Here is a 15,741-nt window from a genome sequence, read left to right as displayed (position 1 = left end):
CTATTTACTCATTAACCATCTATAAATTTAACCAACTGAATTATCTTTAAAAAAATAAATTGCTATGAAGAAGATTTTACTTTTATTTATTTTACTAACAGGATCACTTTATGCACAACCCCCAATTGGGCAGCCAAATAATTTGGCGATTTGTGATCAAAACAGTGATGGATTTGAAGCCTTTGATCTAACAGTGACTATTCCTGAAATTTTAAACGGTTTAAATCCATCACTTTATACAATAACTTTTTATACTTCTCTTGCGGATGCTCAAAATGAGATGGCTCCAATCGCAAATCCTATGGCATACATTAATAGTTCAAATCCTCACACAATATTTGTCCGAGTTTTAGAAAATGCAAACCCAACAAATTTTGCGATTACAAGTTTTGATTTGATTGTAAATCCGTTACCATCTATTGTACAACCATCAAATTTAGTTATCTATCAATCGCCCTTTATTGGAACGGCAACTTTTGATTTATCTTCTCAAACTACTTTTTTAATTAATGGTAATTCATCAGCTTTTGTTAGTTATTATGTAACAGAAACAGATGCAGTTTCAGGTTCATCAATGATAGTTTCTGCCACTGCTTTTTCAAATACTACCAATCCTCAAACAATTTACACCAGAGTTGAAAATACAGATACAGGTTGTTTTTCAATAACAAGCTTTGATTTAATAGTAGCTGAGGATGGAATTATATTTTTTCCTGATGCAAATTTTAAGCAGCAATTGTTAAATGCAAACCCAAGTAATTTTATTGCTTTGAATTATTTAGGCAACCAAATTACTATTGATATAAATAATGATAATGAAATACAATTTTCTGAAGCACTATTAGTTTCCTCATTAAGTGTTAACAGTAATAATAATATTAGTCAAATAGTAGGAATCGAATATTTCCAAAATCTTTCCAATTTAAGTTGTTCAAACACATCAATTACATCATTAAACTTGTCATCATTAGTCAATCTTAAAACACTGCAATGTAATAATTCACTATTAACAAGTATTAATGTGTCCGGTATGACAAATTTAGAAAATTTATATGTCAATGGTAATCAGTTAGTTTCTTTAGATTTACATGATTTGGAAAATTTAAAGGTCGTTTTATGCAGTGATAATTCAATTAGTAATATTAATTTAAATGGTTTGATTAATTTGTATCAGTTAACCTGTACAAATAATGTTATTACAAGCTTAAATTTAGATTCACTTTTCGATTTGACAGTTTTGTATTGTAATAATAATCAAATTTCTTCCCTGTCCTTTGATGGTCTGAGCAATTTAAGTTCAATTCATGCGGATAATAATCTGTTATCCTTTGTAGAGATAATTGATTGTCCACAAATATATAATGCGGGATTTAGTAATAATATTCTATCGACTATTAATTTATCAGGCACAACAGATATAGAATTTTTGTCAATAAATAATAACAATTTTAGTGATATTAACTTTGTAACATCTTTATCTAGTTTAAGATCATTAAATTGCTCAAATAATTTAGTTGGAAACCTTGATTTTGTGGGTTCAATCCTAGATCTGCAATTTTTAAACTGTTCAAATACTTTAATTTCTACTTTAGATTTATCTGGTAATCAAAATTTTATTTCACTTCAGTGTACTAATAATCCAAACTTAATTTCTGTATTTCTTAAGTTTGGTCGTGAGTATGAATTGACAATTCAAAATGGATATCCAATGAATAATAATCCGAATCTACAATATGTATGTGTTGATGAGTATAGAATTTCTACATTTGCCAACTACTTTGCTCTTAATAATATGAATAATGTAGTAGTTAATTCCTATTGCTCCTTCAATCCCGGCGGAGATTACAACACAATCACAGGAACCATTCAATATGATTTTAATAACAACGGTTGTGATACCTCAGACCCAAATGCAAATTATTTTGGATTAGAAGTAAACATAGATGGTATGACAACTAATTCATCTGTCTATTCAAATGGTTTAGGAATATATAATTTATTTACATCAAACACGGGTGTTTATGGTTTGGTTCCCAATTTAGAAAATGCCTCCTACTTTACTGTTACACCATTTTCTGCTGAAGTTCCTGTCATGACTATCGATAACTCAACAACCATTCAAAATTTCTGTATTTCTGCCAATGGTGTGCATCCTGATTTAGAGGTTGTTATTGCTCCCGTGGTTCCTGCTCGTCCTGGTTTTGAAGCCGTTTACAAAATAGTTTACAAGAACAAAGGAAATCAAGTGATGTCACAAAATTATGGTTTGAATTTCTTTTACAATCACAATTTAATGAATTTGGTTTCCACTTCTGTAGTGCCTTCTGCTCAAGCTACAGGTGGTTTACAATGGGATTATGCTAATCTGATGCCGTTTGAATCTCGAAGTATTTTAGTCACCTTTTTAATAAACGCACCAACAGATACAACCAACCCGGTGAATATTGATGATGTGTTGACTTTTACCTCGGTAATTTTGCCTCAAACAGGAGATGTAGCTGTTACAGACAATACGTTTGTTTTTAATCAATCCGTTGTGGGTTCCTACGATCCAAATGACATAACTTGTCTTCAAGGAGAAGTTGTCTCTCCAAGTGAAATTGGCGAGTTTTTACATTATATGATTCGATTTGAAAATACAGGAAATGCTTCCGCAGAAAATATTGTAGTAAAAACAGAGATTAACGCCTCTCAATTCAATGTGAATTCCTTACAAATGATTGCTGCTTCACACAATGCTACTATTAGAAGAAATGGAAGTAAAATTGAATTTATTTTTCAAAACATTCAATTGGATTCCGGTGGTCATGGAAACATTTTGTTGAAAATAAAATCTAAAGGTGATTTACAAGAAGGAGATTTTGTAGCAAAATATGCCAACATCTATTTTGATTATAATTTCCCGATTGAAACAAATGAAGCAGAAACTTTATTTGTAACATTAAGCACCAACAATCCGGAATGGAGCACATCGGTTAGTGTTTATCCTAATTCGGTGAAGGATGTTGTCACTATTACCAGTAGCGATAAAACTATTAAATCAATTGAACTATATGATGCCAACGGAAGACTGTTACAAACACAATTAGTAAATAATCTAACTACAGCATTGAACATGTTAGAAAGAGCTAGCGGTATATATTTTATTAAAATCGCTACAGATTCCGGTAGTATGATAGAAAAATTGATTAAGAATTAGTCAGTTATTTTAGTTTTGAAGTTGAAAGCTCACGAATTTTATTCGTGAGTTTTTTTTATCACATGGTTTTGATGTATATAAACTTTGCAATATTTATACTAAATTTAACGAAAACGTTTACGATAAAATTTTAACATTCCTCTAAAATTCCGTAATTTCGCAACAAACATTGTTTATACATACAAATTACACACATAATCATGTCAAAAACTGCAATATTAAAATTCGAAGGCAAAGAGTATGAGTTTCCAATCATAGTTGGAAGTGAAAATGAAGCTGCCATCGACATCGAACAATTACGTGCTTTAACTGGTGCAATTACTTTAGATCCGGGTTACAAAAATTCGGGTTCTTGTAAAAGTGAAATTACTTTTTTAGATGGAGAAGAAGGAATTCTTCGCTACAGAGGGTATTCCATTGAAGATTTAGCCGCAAAAGCCAATTTCTTAGAAGTTTCTTATTTGTTAATCTTTGGAGAATTACCAACAAAAACTCAAATTGAAAAATTTGAAAACGATATTCGTAAATATACTTTGGTAAACGAAGAGATGAAAAATATCATCGATGGTTTTCCAAAAACAGCACATCCAATGGGTGTTTTAGCTTCTTTAACCAGTGCTCTGACGGCTTTCAATCCTAAGTCTGTCAATCCCCACAACGAGAAGGAGATGTATGAAGCAGTTTGTAAAACTATGGGTAAATTTTTAGTTATTGCAACTTGGACATTCAGAAAGTCAATGGGCTATCCGTTAAATTATTATGACAATACAAAAGGCTATGTAGAGAACTTCATGCATTTAATGTATGCTTTACCTACAGGACCCTATAAAATTGATCCAATTGTGGTGCAAGCCTTAGACAAGTTATTCATTCTTCATGCTGATCACGAACAAAATTGTTCTACTTCAACAGTACGAATTGTAGGTTCTTCGCATGCTGGATTATTTGCATCTATCGCATCAGGTGTTTCTGCACTTTGGGGGCCACTTCATGGTGGTGCTAATCAAGCTGTTTTAGAAATGCTAGAAGAAATTCACAAAAACGGCGGAGATGTGGCCAAGTTTGTCTTAAAAGCAAAAGATAAAGACGATCCGTTCCGTTTAATGGGATTCGGACACAGAGTTTACAAAAACTTTGACCCTCGTGCAACAATCATTAAAAAAGCAGCCGATGATGTTTTAACTGCACTAGGTGTAGATGATCCGTTATTGGATATTGCAAAACAATTAGAAAAAGTAGCTCTAGAAGACGAATACTTCAAAGCAAGAAACTTATATCCGAATGTTGATTTTTATTCTGGAATTATTTATAGAGCCTTAGGAATCCCAACCGAAATGTTTACCGTAATGTTCGCCATTGGTCGTTTACCGGGTTGGATTGCTCAATGGAAAGAAATGCGAATCAATAAAGAACCTATAGGAAGACCTCGTCAAGTGTATGTAGGTCATCCGTTGAGAGAGTTCAAATCAATGGATAAAAGATAGTAGGGATAAGTTGCGACTTGTTCATGCCAAAAATTTAAAGCCTTCCTTTTCGGAAGGCTTTCTTATTTTATGAAATATTTAAAAATTCACTACTATAATTATTAATACCACAATAACCATTGCTTTTGGAAACCCTTTTTTTATCTTTGTCAAAAGCCAAAAGCCACTATATGTTACCAATTCACATTCAAAATGAAACCTCTCGATTGAGGGCCGTGGTCTTAGGAACTGCGGTAAGCAACGGACCAACGCCAACTGCCGAAGAAGCCTATGACCCAAAATCACTCGAACACATTTTAGCAGGAACCTATCCCATAGAAGCCGATATGATTGTTGAAATGGAAGCCTTCAATCAAGTGTTTAAAAAATATGACGTAGAAGTTTTCAGACCGGATATAATTCCAAATTATAACCAAATTTTCAGTCGGGATATCGGATTTGTAATTGATGACACGTTCATCAAAGCAAACATTCTTCCTGATAGAGAAAAAGAACTGGATGCCATTCAATATGTTATTGATCATATTGACCCCAAAAAAGTACTACGTCCACCCGAAGAAGTACATATTGAAGGAGGTGACGTAATGCTGTGGAATGATTATATTTTCATTGGTACGTATAAAGGTTCTGATTATAAAGATTACATCACAGCACGAACCAATTGGCAAGGAGTGGAATATATCAAACAATTATTTCCACATAAAAAAGTAAAAGATTTCGATTTGGTGAAATCAAAAATTGAAGCTCGTGATAATGCCTTGCATCTTGATTGTTGTTTTCAACCCGTTGGAACAAACAAAGGAATCATCTATAAAAGTGGATTTCGCGAAGAAGCCGATTATGTCTTTTTAGTGAATCTTTTCGGAAAAGAAAATTTGTTCCACATTACCCGTGACGAAATGTATCATATGAATTCCAACGTGTTTTCAATCGCACCGGATGTTGTGGTTTCAGAAAAAAACTTCACCCGCTTAAACATTTGGCTTCGTGAAAATGGTTTCACCGTCGAAGAAATTCCATACGCTGAAATTGCAAAACAAGAGGGATTGTTGCGATGTTCAACATTACCATTAGTAAGAGATAAATAGCAGCAGGTTTAATAGCAGTTAACGACTTTTAAACTTTTAAACATTAAACCTTTAAACAAAAAACGATGAACCAAACAACAAACACCATTCTAATGATCCGTCCCGTTGCCTTCAGAATGAACGAGCAAACGGCCGTAAATAATTACTATCAAAAAGTACTTGACAACACAACTCCAGCTACCGTTAATGTAAAAGCTCAACAAGAGTTTGATGCGTTTGTAGAAAAACTTCAAAAAGTAGGAGTGAACGTGATTGTTGTTGATGATACATTAGATCCCGACACGCCCGACAGTATTTTTCCAAACAACTGGATTTCATTTCATGAAAACGGTGATGTAACTTTATATCCTATGTTTGCCGAAAACCGTCGTTTAGAACGTAGAGAAGACATTTTAGATATCATTGAAGATAAAGGTTTTGTCATCAATGAAATTATGGACTATACTTCCGCAGAAGACGATGGCTATTACTTGGAAGGAACAGGAAGCATACTCTTAGACCGTGACAATGCCAAAGCCTATTGTGCTCTTTCACCTCGTGCTGATGAAGAATTATTCATTGAATTTTGTGAAGATTTCGATTTGGCTCCTGTTATTTTTGAAGCCTATCAAACGGTGAATGGTGAGCGAAAACACATTTATCATACCAACGTTATGATGTGTTTAGCCGAAACATTTGCAGTGATTTGTGCCGATTGCATCGATGATAAAAAAGAACGCAAAATGGTCCTAGACAACCTTCGTGCCGACGGAAAAGACATCATTCTAATCACTGAAGATCAAGTGAACAACTTCGCCGGAAACATGCTACAAGTGAAAGGAAAAGACAACAAACGTTATTTGGTCATGAGTAATTCAGCTCATCAAAGTTTGACCAAAGCTCAGATTCACAAAATAGAAGAACACTGCGAAATCATTTCTTCCAGTTTAGATACCATAGAAGCTTGTGGTGGCGGAAGTGCCCGTTGCATGATGGCAGAAATATTTTTGCCAACGGCTTAAGTTAATAGATAGAAACAAAAAAATCCAAGTTGAAAAGCTTGGATTTTTTTTAGGTATTTAAATAGTGATAATTTTCGAAATCGTTATTGACTTTGTTGTAGAATTCCATTCTAAACCATTCATTAACCCCCTAATCCTATACATCGGTTCATTTTTTTTAACAAAGAAAAACCACCCCATAAAATGAGGCGGTTTCTTAGTAGGCAATTATTAAAGTCAATTAAAACAACCTAATATATTTTTGTGCAGAAAAATTCCAGAACTTTATTTTAAAAATAGCCCAAAATAATCCAAATAATTATAAAAACGATAATTGTTCCTAAGCAACCGCCACCTAATTTTTTGGCACCGTAGCCGGCTAGTAATCCTCTAAAAATTTTATTCATAGTCTTTGGGTAATGTTATTCGAGAGCGGTTTATAATAAAATGCAATAACTTGTTACTGCAAGTATCTATTGACTACTATATAGCTATCCTTTATGGTTTTGATTGGATTTTGCCTGAAGACTTTCTTCATAAACGGACCAACTCATAACGCCATTTTCCGGACGAGTAGCTGCTTCAACAGTTGTTTTACGTTCTGCACTCAACTTCTTATTGTGTTGTTGAACAGTAGCATCCGTTCTTTCAGTACCTTTACTTTTCTCATCCAGCAAGCCATTAGTAGCTCGAACATGCTGAAGCGGGTCTTCTATAACTTGCCAAACTTCTTTCAATTCCGGACTTCTGCCTTCATTCCAAGGCCCTTTGAAATCATCCCCTTTAGACATATTAAAATACTTATTGCTATATCGTGGATCGCTTTCTAAAATACCGGGTGGAAAGTTCGGTTGAATGCCTTCTAATGCTGCTTGAAACATCTGAAAATGGGCAACTTCACGCGTCATCAAATAACGCAACGATTCTTTTACATATTCATCGTCAGTAAATTTCATCAAGTTTTCATATACCATTTTGGCACTTGTTTCAGCACCGATATTCAAACGTAAATCTGCTGTTAAATCACCCATTCCCATAATATAACTGGCATTCCAAGGATTGCCAACACTATCAGTAAGGGTTGGAGTGCCACCACTAACAAGAAAGAAATGAGGATTAATCATCGCATCGTGGATATAATTTTCTTTAGCCGCTTTTCCGTCCAACATTTTGTTGAGGTCAGATTCATCAGCCGCGTTTTTCAATTCGCCGTTGACACCCGTCAGCAACATCTGAATGGTAGCACCCACAATTTCAAGGTGACTGAATTCTTCAGTAGCAATATCCATTAGCATATCATATTCCGCCGGATAAGCTTTTCTACAGCCAAAGGCCTGAACAAAATATTGCATTGCTGCTTTAAGTTCGCCATTCGGACCGCCAAATTGTTCTAATAATAGTTTCGCAAAGCGAACGTCGGGTTTAGAAACCCTCGCATTAAATTGTAATTCTTTTACATGATGAAACATAGCTTAATTTTTTTGAGTTACTAATACATGTAAAATTTAGTCCAACTAATTACTACATGAGATAAAGCAAAATTAAGCCTGTTGGTTGCTAAAAGCGTTGCAAAATTAATAGGTAGCGTTGCATGATTTTGAATATAGTTTCCGATTTAAGTTTTCATTCCACACCCAACAAGACCCCGCCCCATTCACTGCCTGAAATCACTAAACTCAACACAACACAAAGCCAATACAACCCAAAACACCACCACGAAACACTTAGTATTTTACCTTGTGTTTTCCGATCATGAATAAGCAAACTTCCCGTAAGTGACAGAAGCAACAACAATCCCAACGGCATGCTGATGTCCAAACCGGTTATAAAACCAATGGAACCGGCCATGCGGTTAGTAGCAGCAAAAATGAACACCAGTCCGGTATAAAGCATCAAACGTTTGTGAATAGCCGCCTCATTTCGTTTTACAATCGCAGTAGTCAAAAATCCAATAAACAAAAGACACATAAAAACATCAAGCCACAAGATAAAAGTCAATCCCGGCTCAACTTCGTCAACAGTAGATTGAAGCTGCTGTGCCAGACTTTGCATCCGATTTGGGAATACCGAAATAACCCAAACAGTAGAGACCAAAACCAAGACCGCCCAAACGGCACCAAACCAACCGAGCCGCTGATGCAAACGAAAACGGTTTGACTCAATCAATCCTGTTTGTACTACCAAGAAAACATACCAAACTGTTAGGATAACGCCATGAATAACATGCGTTAGGGGCAAACCATCCGGATAAAAAGTAGGCTCATCCAGCAAAAATTTCAAGTAAAAACTGGGAGCAAAGCCCAAGAACACAAACAACAGCAGGATTCTGGACATATTTCGGAAATAAGTACTTCGATCTTTCATCTTAAATGATCATTTAATAGTAAGAAAGGTTTTCTTCCTGGGAACAGATTTAACGATATTTTTAGCAAGAAAAAAACGGCCACAAAAAACCAAATACTAACCAATTAACCAAAACCTATCATTCTCTCCCGGTCCATTCAATTCTCACATAGCCGCTTCCTCCGTTAGATCCCGGAAACGCGTTTGTCGGAATAGAGTTAGAAAGACCCGCTCCATTTCCTCCATTTCCTCCATTTCCATATGCACTCGAATTATTCCCTCCGGCACCACCTGTTCCGGCCGTTGCATTTCCATTTAAATTCTTTAAAACTCCGCTGCCTCCTGCTGTACCTGCCGGAAAACCAGTGCCTCCGTTGCCACCACTAGTTTGATTGGGTACATTACCGGCTCCGCCATTTCCCACTAGAGCGGAATGAAGGGTGGTTAGTTCAAGAGATACGGAAGAGGGTTGTCCGTTCAGGCCAAAACTACCCGCACTACCGCCAACTCCTCCGGCACCTACAACTACGGTATAGGTAACATTTTTTTGAAGTGTAACATCCGTAAAAGTTTTTACCTCTCCGGCACCGCCACCGCCACCGCCACCAGTAGATGAATTTCCTGAGTTATAACTTGTGCCGCCTCCGCCACCGCCTCCGCCACCAATAACAGTAATGGTTGCCTCGATAGCATCAGCATCAATTTCAAAAGTATGGGAACCTATTTCCGAAAATTCCAAAGTGCCTGAAACTACTTTAGAATCATCACTTGAACAGCCTACTAATAATGAGAAAATCAGTAGACAAATCATTTTTGTAATTTTGTTTTTCATAATCGTAGTAAATTAATGAGTTAAAAATGTCAATATGTAGCAGCAACGTTCCAACTGCGAATAATGATAACGCAATACAACCTGTAAATGTGCTTCATAGTATAACAAATTTAAAAAAATATGTGGTTAATTCGCTCAAAATCAGGTATTTTTTAATAGCCTGTCAAAGACACTGATTCTTAAACTTAAAAGCTTTTCAAAAGTGATATAAGATTGGGTTACTTTTTTAGTAAGCAAAAAACAAATAATTTAGTAACCATTTAGAAAGAAGTTCCAACTTCCATATCCTATTTTCCAACAAATAGTTCTTATATTTGATTCCAATTAAAACACCTCTTTTTAATTAGACACTATGAACCTTATCAAACTAACAGTACTGACCGCATGTTTTTGCTTAATCTTAGGTTGTTCATCCGATAGCAACAACGAACCCGATATCCAAATAGAAGAACTAACGCATGTAGCCCATGAGGTGCTTCAATTTGAATTTATCCCGGATACCGGAAACAACACCAGATTACTGCGATATCAAATTAAATTCTCTAATCCTAATAATGTTGCAGTCAATGGATACTACCGCGTGACACTAAATACTGATGGACTAATTGCTACAACTTTTACCAATGTTAATGGACAATGTGGCAATATAGCGGCCAATTCAGACTGTATCACAACTTTTGAAGCTGAAGACTCCCTTGAACTCGCTAATGTGAATTCCATTACCTTAGTAGGGGTGGAGTATGTTATCGTTTCAGAATAGGTTTGATTTAGAGAATGAAATTATAGAGTTACTCACCAAATGGACATACATCCATTAACCGATTAAACTTTTTTCTCCCCTCGACACCCACACTCGTAATGCTCATTAATATACTGCAAAGACTCCAGGCAAATCCCTTCTAAAGCAGAAATAGTAATATCCGAAAGCTTATTTACATAGATGCAAGCTTTACTCATTTTAAACTTGCCAAGTTCGGCTAACAATTCTTTGCTTTTTTCTGTTGGAGAATAAACATAAAGCGAAAACGCTGCTTTCCTCGGCGAAAAACCAATAATAGGGGCATCACCCTCGTGACCGCTTGCATATTTATAATGATAAGTACCAAATCCGATAATACTCGGACCCCACATTTGGGCTTCAAACCCAGTCCATTCCTGCATCAATTCGATTAATCGAAAACTGTCAGCTTTTTTCTGCTCATTCTCAACATAGGAATTCACAAAATCGGCTACGTCTTTTCCTGTATAAGTGGTCTTTGTTTTTGCCATCGTTTAGGGGTAAAATAGTTTCTTCTTTTGGTGATTAGGGTAGTATACTCAATTGGAAATCGTTCTATTGAGCTTTCCACCACGAACTATAATCATCTGCCATTTCATTTTGTGTTTTCTTTGAATGGCAGAGAAAACAAAGTTCCGGATAATTATAATTTTGATTTCTATAAAGGTTAATTAAGTGCATTGCTTCAAGTCCTATTGTACTATTTTTTGGCGATGCAAAACTTGACATAATACTTTGTATTTGTCTGGATTTCTTTTTTGCATAAACAAATGGCATTAGTTGAGTAACATTTTCTTTCGTAATCCAAGACTTTGGAATAGTATATTTAATTAATTTGATGTCAGATTCTGAATCAGCCGTTCCAGTTATCAGATATCGAAGCAAATCAATTGGAGTTATTTTGCTTATACTGTCGGCGTTTGAATAAGAAAGAATTCTATCAATCATAATCCATTCCTCTTTTTCGAGACCTTTTAAAACTCCTTTAGAATCCAAATTTGACTGTGAATAGATCAAACCGGAAAAAAAGAAGGTTGTAAAAATGAACAGTTTTCTCATAAAATATTTATTAACGGTTCTTTGCTTATCGAAGTGGCAAATTTTCACCACAAAAGTACAATAGAATTCCTAATGTTGAACTTTGCACAAATGTTTCATAGAAGCACTTCATCCGTAATAATGCCAAACCGAGGTTATGTCGTCGTTTTTTTCTTCGCAATTACTATAGTATGACTCTCAATTTCGTTTCCTGTTTTTTTATAGTCCACTTTAAATATAGTAAGTTCTTCAAATTTACTTTCAATAAGTTTCGTTTTCAAAGCGTCTAAATTATGAAAATAAAAGTAACTTCTATCGCCACTACTACTAACTTGAAAGTCAGAATTACTTGGGTCGCCTTCTACAAAACTTATATAGATCAATCCATTTTCATACAGCAAATTATAACAGTCTGTTATAAGTTTTTGGATGTCGGTCTGCGACAAATATGGTAAACAAAAACCACAAACAATTGCGTCATATTTTGTTTTTATTTCATCAATTTGCCGGATGTCCAGAATAGCAAAACTTGCTGAGGGATTATTCTTTTTTGCAAGTGCTATCATATTGGGAGCTATGTCAATTCCGTGAACAGCAAAGTCGGGTCTTTTTGATAAAAGATACTTTGTGATGTTTCCCGGTCCACAACCAATTTCTAATACTTTTGCATTTGCCTTGGTAATGGAATTACAAATAAAATCATACGTCTCATTATACAAGTCCAAGTCCATAAACTTGTCTTGATATAGTGAAGCAATTTTGTTCCAAGTTTCAAAGGTTTCTTTATAGCTGTCCATTGTTGTGTCGTTTCCTTAAATGACGCACAACCTCCCGCAACTCCTAGAGGTTGTTACGAATTTAGAACTTAATTCTCTAAGTACAAGACAACTGTTGAAAAAAAACGTAGTTTTTTCAACAGTTAACCAAGCCTGGCAGCCTCCCACAAGCACTGTTAGCGTTCGTTGTTCTCCTTTTCGTCATTTCCATATTCCAAAATATCACCGGGCTGACATTGCAATGCTTTACAAATTGAATCTAAAGTACTGAATCGAATTGCTTTTGCCTTCCCTGTCTTTAAGATGGAAAGGTTAGATAATGTCAAATCAACTTTTTCAGAAAGTTCATTCAGTGACATCTTTCGCTTTGCCATCATCACGTCTAAGTTTACAATTATTGACATAGCTTAAACAGTTAAATCGTTTTCGGTTTGAATAGCTACTCCTTTTTTGAAAATAGTCGCAATGATATAGATCACAGCTCCCATTAAAATAAATGCATCACTGTCTGCCCAAAACTGGTTTAAGTTGTCCGGAACAAAACCGTGATGCATTAATTTTTTAACTAACTGTCTGCCAATATAACTTAACAGTCCAATGGAAAGGGCAAAATAACTTACGAGTGAAATATGTCTCGCAACAAAAGTGTCGAACGGTTTTGATAAATCCATAGTGTGCATTAGTCTGATAACGGTATAAAATAGACAAGCTTTTAAAATGGAAATGATTAGAATAAAGCTATAGATGCCGAAAAAAGCTAAGCTACTGGCTGCATACATCTCAGTTAAGTCTAACTTTTGATAAAGATTTGTTACAAATTCAGGGTTATAAAGACTGAAAATGAAATTTACCACTAAGCCTCCCGCTTCAATAGACAAGCCTACAAAAATGAACCAAGCCACAATATATAAGCCCCAAAATACGAAGTTGTTTGTTTTTGACATAACTATTAAAATTTTAAATTACATCGCAAACATAATAAATATTTATTGATAAACAATAAATAAATAGTTATAATCGAATAATTTTGTCAGATGCTACAATAGTGCAAAGTCGTACTTTATAGTTTAGTTGCGTTTCTTTTACAAGTACACACCAAATTGAAAATCCGCAAGGATTTTCAGAAGTAGGAGAGGACAAGCAAATACTCATAGCCATTTTTGTGTGTAGTTTATGGATCAATTTTTAGTCACCCATTCTAAAGCAAAGTTATTGACTTCATTCAAGTGGTCAATCCATTCCTTTTTACCGGATGTATCGGTCTTAGTTTCCATAAAAAAATGGTCGCAGTTTGGAAATACCTTATAAGTCAAATTGGCTTTCCCTTTTCTTAAGAACTCCAATTTGGCGTAGTCCATATTCAAGATACTATGGTGGTCATTCCCTCCGGCGACATAAAGAATAGGGATATCAAGCTGCAACATATTTTCTATTGGGGAATTCAAGGTAAAGCTACTCCATTTGTAATAGGTTTCTCCAAACCATTCTTTTTCTGTGGATTGAGGATCACTGTATATTTTTTTGTATTCGGTATATAGTGAATCGACGTTTGACTGTGCTTTTTCATTTGATTTTTCACCTTTTAAGGCTGACACTCTTTCCATAAGAATGAAGTCATACAAATGATTAAGTGAGTTACCCATCATACAAATTATTTGAGTAACTTTTTTATTCTTTACCGCTACTGCCGGTGCCACTTGCGAACCTTCAGAATGTCCCCAAACAATGATTGTAGAACTATCGACATTCAGTTTCTTTAAGGCGTCATTAATGACCTTGTCAGCAGAATTTGCTCGCCAATCTAAACTGTACTTTTCTCGATATCCTTCCTTCATAGGATAGAACTTTCGGCCGGATGGTGCTATTTTGATACTGTCAACAAGAGGGGTGTTGGGTTTGCTAATAAGAACAATATGATAAGCATTACTCATTGAGTCAACATTCAAAGTGATGCTACTGGAATAGGTCCCATTTGGGTTTAGATAATACAAAGGGAAGTTCGTAGAGCCCTGTAAATAGACAATTAAAGGCTTACGCTCATTAATTTTGTTCTTGTAAACGTGGTACTTAATTTCGCCAAGGTTACTGTCATAGATGCTTTCAGTTTTCCATTTTTCAGTAATTTTCTCGTGTTGCCCATACGTAGTCGTAGAGAGGACTACGACTAGAATAAGTAAATAAAAAGTGCTATTCATAAATGTTGATTTTGGTTCAACTTATCCACAATGTTCTGTTGCTATGTGACTGTTGTGGCAAAAAGAACTCAGATCTATCGGATGGAAAAAACGAAGTTATGAAAATAAAAGCAAAATTTTATAACCCAACGAGCAATTGCACAAAATCACAGTTATGTGATGTACTGATTTTTGTCTCCTGTTAAATTCATGAATGCGGCAACTAAGAGCAATACAAAACTAATACTCCAAAACCAATAACCGAAACCCAAAGAATTAATAAACATAACTCGTCCGCTCCAGGTATATTGAATATTTTCGAACCCTAAAAATGTAAGAGAAGTAATTAACACAAACAAACTAAAAAATAATGCTATTTTCGGCCTAAATTTCATTGAAAATAATGCTAGTAAATAAATAGGATTAACAAGCCAAATTAAAGCTTGTTTTACATTCATCGTTGCAGAAAGTGATCCTACAAATAAGGCATACCAACCATCGTATGAAATAGATTTACCGAAAGATGGGACAAATACATAAATCGCAGGTAAGAAAAGTGAAACTAAGTAAAAAATTAGGCTTAAAGTAACCAAGCTTTTTTCTATTTCTTCTGTTGATTTCATTTTTTATTTGTTTTACCTGAGAATATCAAACAACGATTTTTTGGTACGCGAGTTGCGGAAATAAAACCAAAAATCTCTCCGCCACCGAAAACAAAGTTATGGAAAAAACTGTTTCCTTTTTGCACTAAAACAGCAATGGCGTTTACCAGCTGTGCTTGTTGCACAACTCCCCAAATATACCAAAAAAATCTTGCAAAAAAGATTCATTTTTTGTAATTTTAGTCATGCAAGGAAAAAAAGAACTCACCCCAAAAATGCTCTATCAAGTTCATTTACAGGACTTGATTCCGGAGCATAACTTCTACCGATTGTTGGATAAAGCCATTGACTTTCGGTTTTTATACAAAGCTACACAAGATTATTATGGAGACGAAGGACAAGAGAGCATTGACCCTGTGGTGTTCTTCAAAATCTGTTTGGTTGGCT

Annotated in this window: 16 protein-coding genes; 6 read left to right on the top strand and 10 right to left on the bottom strand. The window is 35.0% G+C overall.

What is annotated here, in order from left to right; translation table 11 throughout:
• The first annotated feature begins 64 nt into the window (after nucleotides 1-64).
• From IEV15_RS11360 to ctlX, 4 genes are all read left to right on the top strand, one after another.
• Nucleotides 65-3,199 carry a DUF7619 domain-containing protein gene (locus tag IEV15_RS11360; protein ID WP_188362651.1) on the top strand — a complete coding sequence of 1,045 codons (3,135 nt, stop codon included), beginning with the start codon at nucleotides 65-67 and terminating at the stop codon, nucleotides 3,197-3,199.
• Between the two features lie 200 nt (nucleotides 3,200-3,399).
• Nucleotides 3,400-4,683: a citrate synthase gene (locus IEV15_RS11355; protein WP_188362650.1), complete on the top strand. Its 1,284-nt coding sequence runs from the start codon at nucleotides 3,400-3,402 to the stop codon at nucleotides 4,681-4,683.
• Nucleotides 4,684-4,853: 170 nt separating this feature from the next.
• The gene (locus IEV15_RS11350; protein WP_188362649.1) at nucleotides 4,854-5,771 is read left to right on the top strand and encodes a dimethylarginine dimethylaminohydrolase family protein; all 918 of its coding nucleotides are present in this window, start codon (nucleotides 4,854-4,856) and stop codon (nucleotides 5,769-5,771) included.
• 65 nt (nucleotides 5,772-5,836) lie between these two features.
• Entirely contained in the window at nucleotides 5,837-6,772 is a 936-nt protein-coding gene (gene ctlX, locus IEV15_RS11345; RefSeq protein ID WP_188362648.1) for a citrulline utilization hydrolase CtlX, read from the top strand.
• A 470-nt stretch (nucleotides 6,773-7,242) separates the two neighbouring features.
• Here the strand turns inward: ctlX and IEV15_RS11340 are convergent, their stop codons facing one another.
• The 3 genes from IEV15_RS11340 to IEV15_RS11330 form a co-directional block, all read right to left on the bottom strand.
• Nucleotides 7,243-8,220 (bottom strand): manganese catalase family protein, encoded by a 978-nt coding sequence (locus tag IEV15_RS11340; protein WP_188362647.1) that lies wholly within the window; start codon nucleotides 8,218-8,220, stop codon nucleotides 7,243-7,245.
• A 154-nt stretch (nucleotides 8,221-8,374) separates the two neighbouring features.
• Nucleotides 8,375-9,085, bottom strand: a complete 711-nt coding sequence (locus IEV15_RS11335; RefSeq protein WP_229734148.1) for a hypothetical protein — start codon at nucleotides 9,083-9,085, stop codon at nucleotides 8,375-8,377.
• Between the two features lie 148 nt (nucleotides 9,086-9,233).
• Nucleotides 9,234-9,926: a glycine-rich domain-containing protein gene (locus tag IEV15_RS11330; RefSeq protein ID WP_188362645.1), complete on the bottom strand. Its 693-nt coding sequence runs from the start codon at nucleotides 9,924-9,926 to the stop codon at nucleotides 9,234-9,236.
• Nucleotides 9,927-10,278: 352 nt separating this feature from the next.
• Here IEV15_RS11330 and IEV15_RS11325 point away from each other — a divergent pair, with 352 nt between their 5' ends.
• Nucleotides 10,279-10,686 (top strand): hypothetical protein, encoded by a 408-nt coding sequence (locus tag IEV15_RS11325; RefSeq protein ID WP_188362644.1) that lies wholly within the window; start codon nucleotides 10,279-10,281, stop codon nucleotides 10,684-10,686.
• A 62-nt stretch (nucleotides 10,687-10,748) separates the two neighbouring features.
• Here IEV15_RS11325 and IEV15_RS11320 read toward each other — a convergent pair whose 3' ends face one another.
• The 7 genes from IEV15_RS11320 to IEV15_RS11290 all read right to left on the bottom strand — a co-directional run bounded on the left by IEV15_RS11320 (nucleotide 10,749) and on the right by IEV15_RS11290 (nucleotide 15,315).
• Complete coding sequence (locus IEV15_RS11320) at nucleotides 10,749-11,195, bottom strand: DUF1801 domain-containing protein (protein WP_188362643.1); 447 nt, start codon at nucleotides 11,193-11,195, stop codon at nucleotides 10,749-10,751.
• Between the two features lie 64 nt (nucleotides 11,196-11,259).
• Entirely contained in the window at nucleotides 11,260-11,763 is a 504-nt protein-coding gene (locus IEV15_RS11315; protein ID WP_188362642.1) for a hypothetical protein, read from the bottom strand.
• Between the two features lie 134 nt (nucleotides 11,764-11,897).
• Nucleotides 11,898-12,539 (bottom strand): class I SAM-dependent methyltransferase, encoded by a 642-nt coding sequence (locus IEV15_RS11310; protein WP_188362641.1) that lies wholly within the window; start codon nucleotides 12,537-12,539, stop codon nucleotides 11,898-11,900.
• A 155-nt stretch (nucleotides 12,540-12,694) separates the two neighbouring features.
• Nucleotides 12,695-12,922, bottom strand: coding sequence for a helix-turn-helix domain-containing protein (locus tag IEV15_RS11305; protein ID WP_188362640.1), 228 nt, complete (start codon nucleotides 12,920-12,922; stop codon nucleotides 12,695-12,697).
• A gap of 3 nt (nucleotides 12,923-12,925) precedes the next feature.
• Nucleotides 12,926-13,462, bottom strand: coding sequence for a DUF2975 domain-containing protein (locus IEV15_RS11300; RefSeq protein WP_188362639.1), 537 nt, complete (start codon nucleotides 13,460-13,462; stop codon nucleotides 12,926-12,928).
• Between the two features lie 234 nt (nucleotides 13,463-13,696).
• The gene (locus tag IEV15_RS11295; RefSeq protein ID WP_188362638.1) at nucleotides 13,697-14,713 is read right to left on the bottom strand and encodes an alpha/beta hydrolase family protein; all 1,017 of its coding nucleotides are present in this window, start codon (nucleotides 14,711-14,713) and stop codon (nucleotides 13,697-13,699) included.
• A gap of 152 nt (nucleotides 14,714-14,865) precedes the next feature.
• Nucleotides 14,866-15,315 carry a hypothetical protein gene (locus tag IEV15_RS11290; RefSeq protein WP_188362637.1) on the bottom strand — a complete coding sequence of 150 codons (450 nt, stop codon included), beginning with the start codon at nucleotides 15,313-15,315 and terminating at the stop codon, nucleotides 14,866-14,868.
• 224 nt (nucleotides 15,316-15,539) lie between these two features.
• Between IEV15_RS11290 and IEV15_RS14725 the strand changes: the two genes are divergently transcribed.
• Nucleotides 15,540-15,741 (top strand): transposase (locus IEV15_RS14725; RefSeq protein ID WP_505661209.1); only part of this gene is annotated, 202 nt, incomplete at its 3' end.

The organism is Flavobacterium orientale, assembly GCF_014638005.1.
GTDB lineage: Bacteria > Bacteroidota > Bacteroidia > Flavobacteriales > Flavobacteriaceae > Flavobacterium > Flavobacterium orientale.
The sequence above is the reverse complement of the archived record's forward strand: the minus strand, read 5'-3'. Positions and strand labels throughout refer to the sequence as shown.

Coding starts and splice junctions, on each gene's coding strand:
- IEV15_RS11350 (WP_188362649.1), top strand. CDS start 4,854: ATGTTACCAATTCACATTCAAAATGAAACCTCTCGATTGAGGGCCGTG.
- ctlX (WP_188362648.1), top strand. CDS start 5,837: ATGAACCAAACAACAAACACCATTCTAATGATCCGTCCCGTTGCCTTC.
- IEV15_RS11295 (WP_188362638.1), bottom strand. CDS start 14,713: ATGAATAGCACTTTTTATTTACTTATTCTAGTCGTAGTCCTCTCTACG.
- IEV15_RS11290 (WP_188362637.1), bottom strand. CDS start 15,315: ATGAAATCAACAGAAGAAATAGAAAAAAGCTTGGTTACTTTAAGCCTA.
- IEV15_RS11340 (WP_188362647.1), bottom strand. CDS start 8,220: ATGTTTCATCATGTAAAAGAATTACAATTTAATGCGAGGGTTTCTAAA.
- IEV15_RS11320 (WP_188362643.1), bottom strand. CDS start 11,195: ATGGCAAAAACAAAGACCACTTATACAGGAAAAGACGTAGCCGATTTT.
- IEV15_RS11305 (WP_188362640.1), bottom strand. CDS start 12,922: ATGTCAATAATTGTAAACTTAGACGTGATGATGGCAAAGCGAAAGATG.
- IEV15_RS11310 (WP_188362641.1), bottom strand. CDS start 12,539: ATGGACAGCTATAAAGAAACCTTTGAAACTTGGAACAAAATTGCTTCA.
- IEV15_RS11325 (WP_188362644.1), top strand. CDS start 10,279: ATGAACCTTATCAAACTAACAGTACTGACCGCATGTTTTTGCTTAATC.
- IEV15_RS11315 (WP_188362642.1), bottom strand. CDS start 11,763: ATGAGAAAACTGTTCATTTTTACAACCTTCTTTTTTTCCGGTTTGATC.
- IEV15_RS11360 (WP_188362651.1), top strand. CDS start 65: ATGAAGAAGATTTTACTTTTATTTATTTTACTAACAGGATCACTTTAT.
- IEV15_RS11330 (WP_188362645.1), bottom strand. CDS start 9,926: ATGAAAAACAAAATTACAAAAATGATTTGTCTACTGATTTTCTCATTA.
- IEV15_RS11355 (WP_188362650.1), top strand. CDS start 3,400: ATGTCAAAAACTGCAATATTAAAATTCGAAGGCAAAGAGTATGAGTTT.
- IEV15_RS11300 (WP_188362639.1), bottom strand. CDS start 13,462: ATGTCAAAAACAAACAACTTCGTATTTTGGGGCTTATATATTGTGGCT.
- IEV15_RS11335 (WP_229734148.1), bottom strand. CDS start 9,085: ATGTCCAGAATCCTGCTGTTGTTTGTGTTCTTGGGCTTTGCTCCCAGT.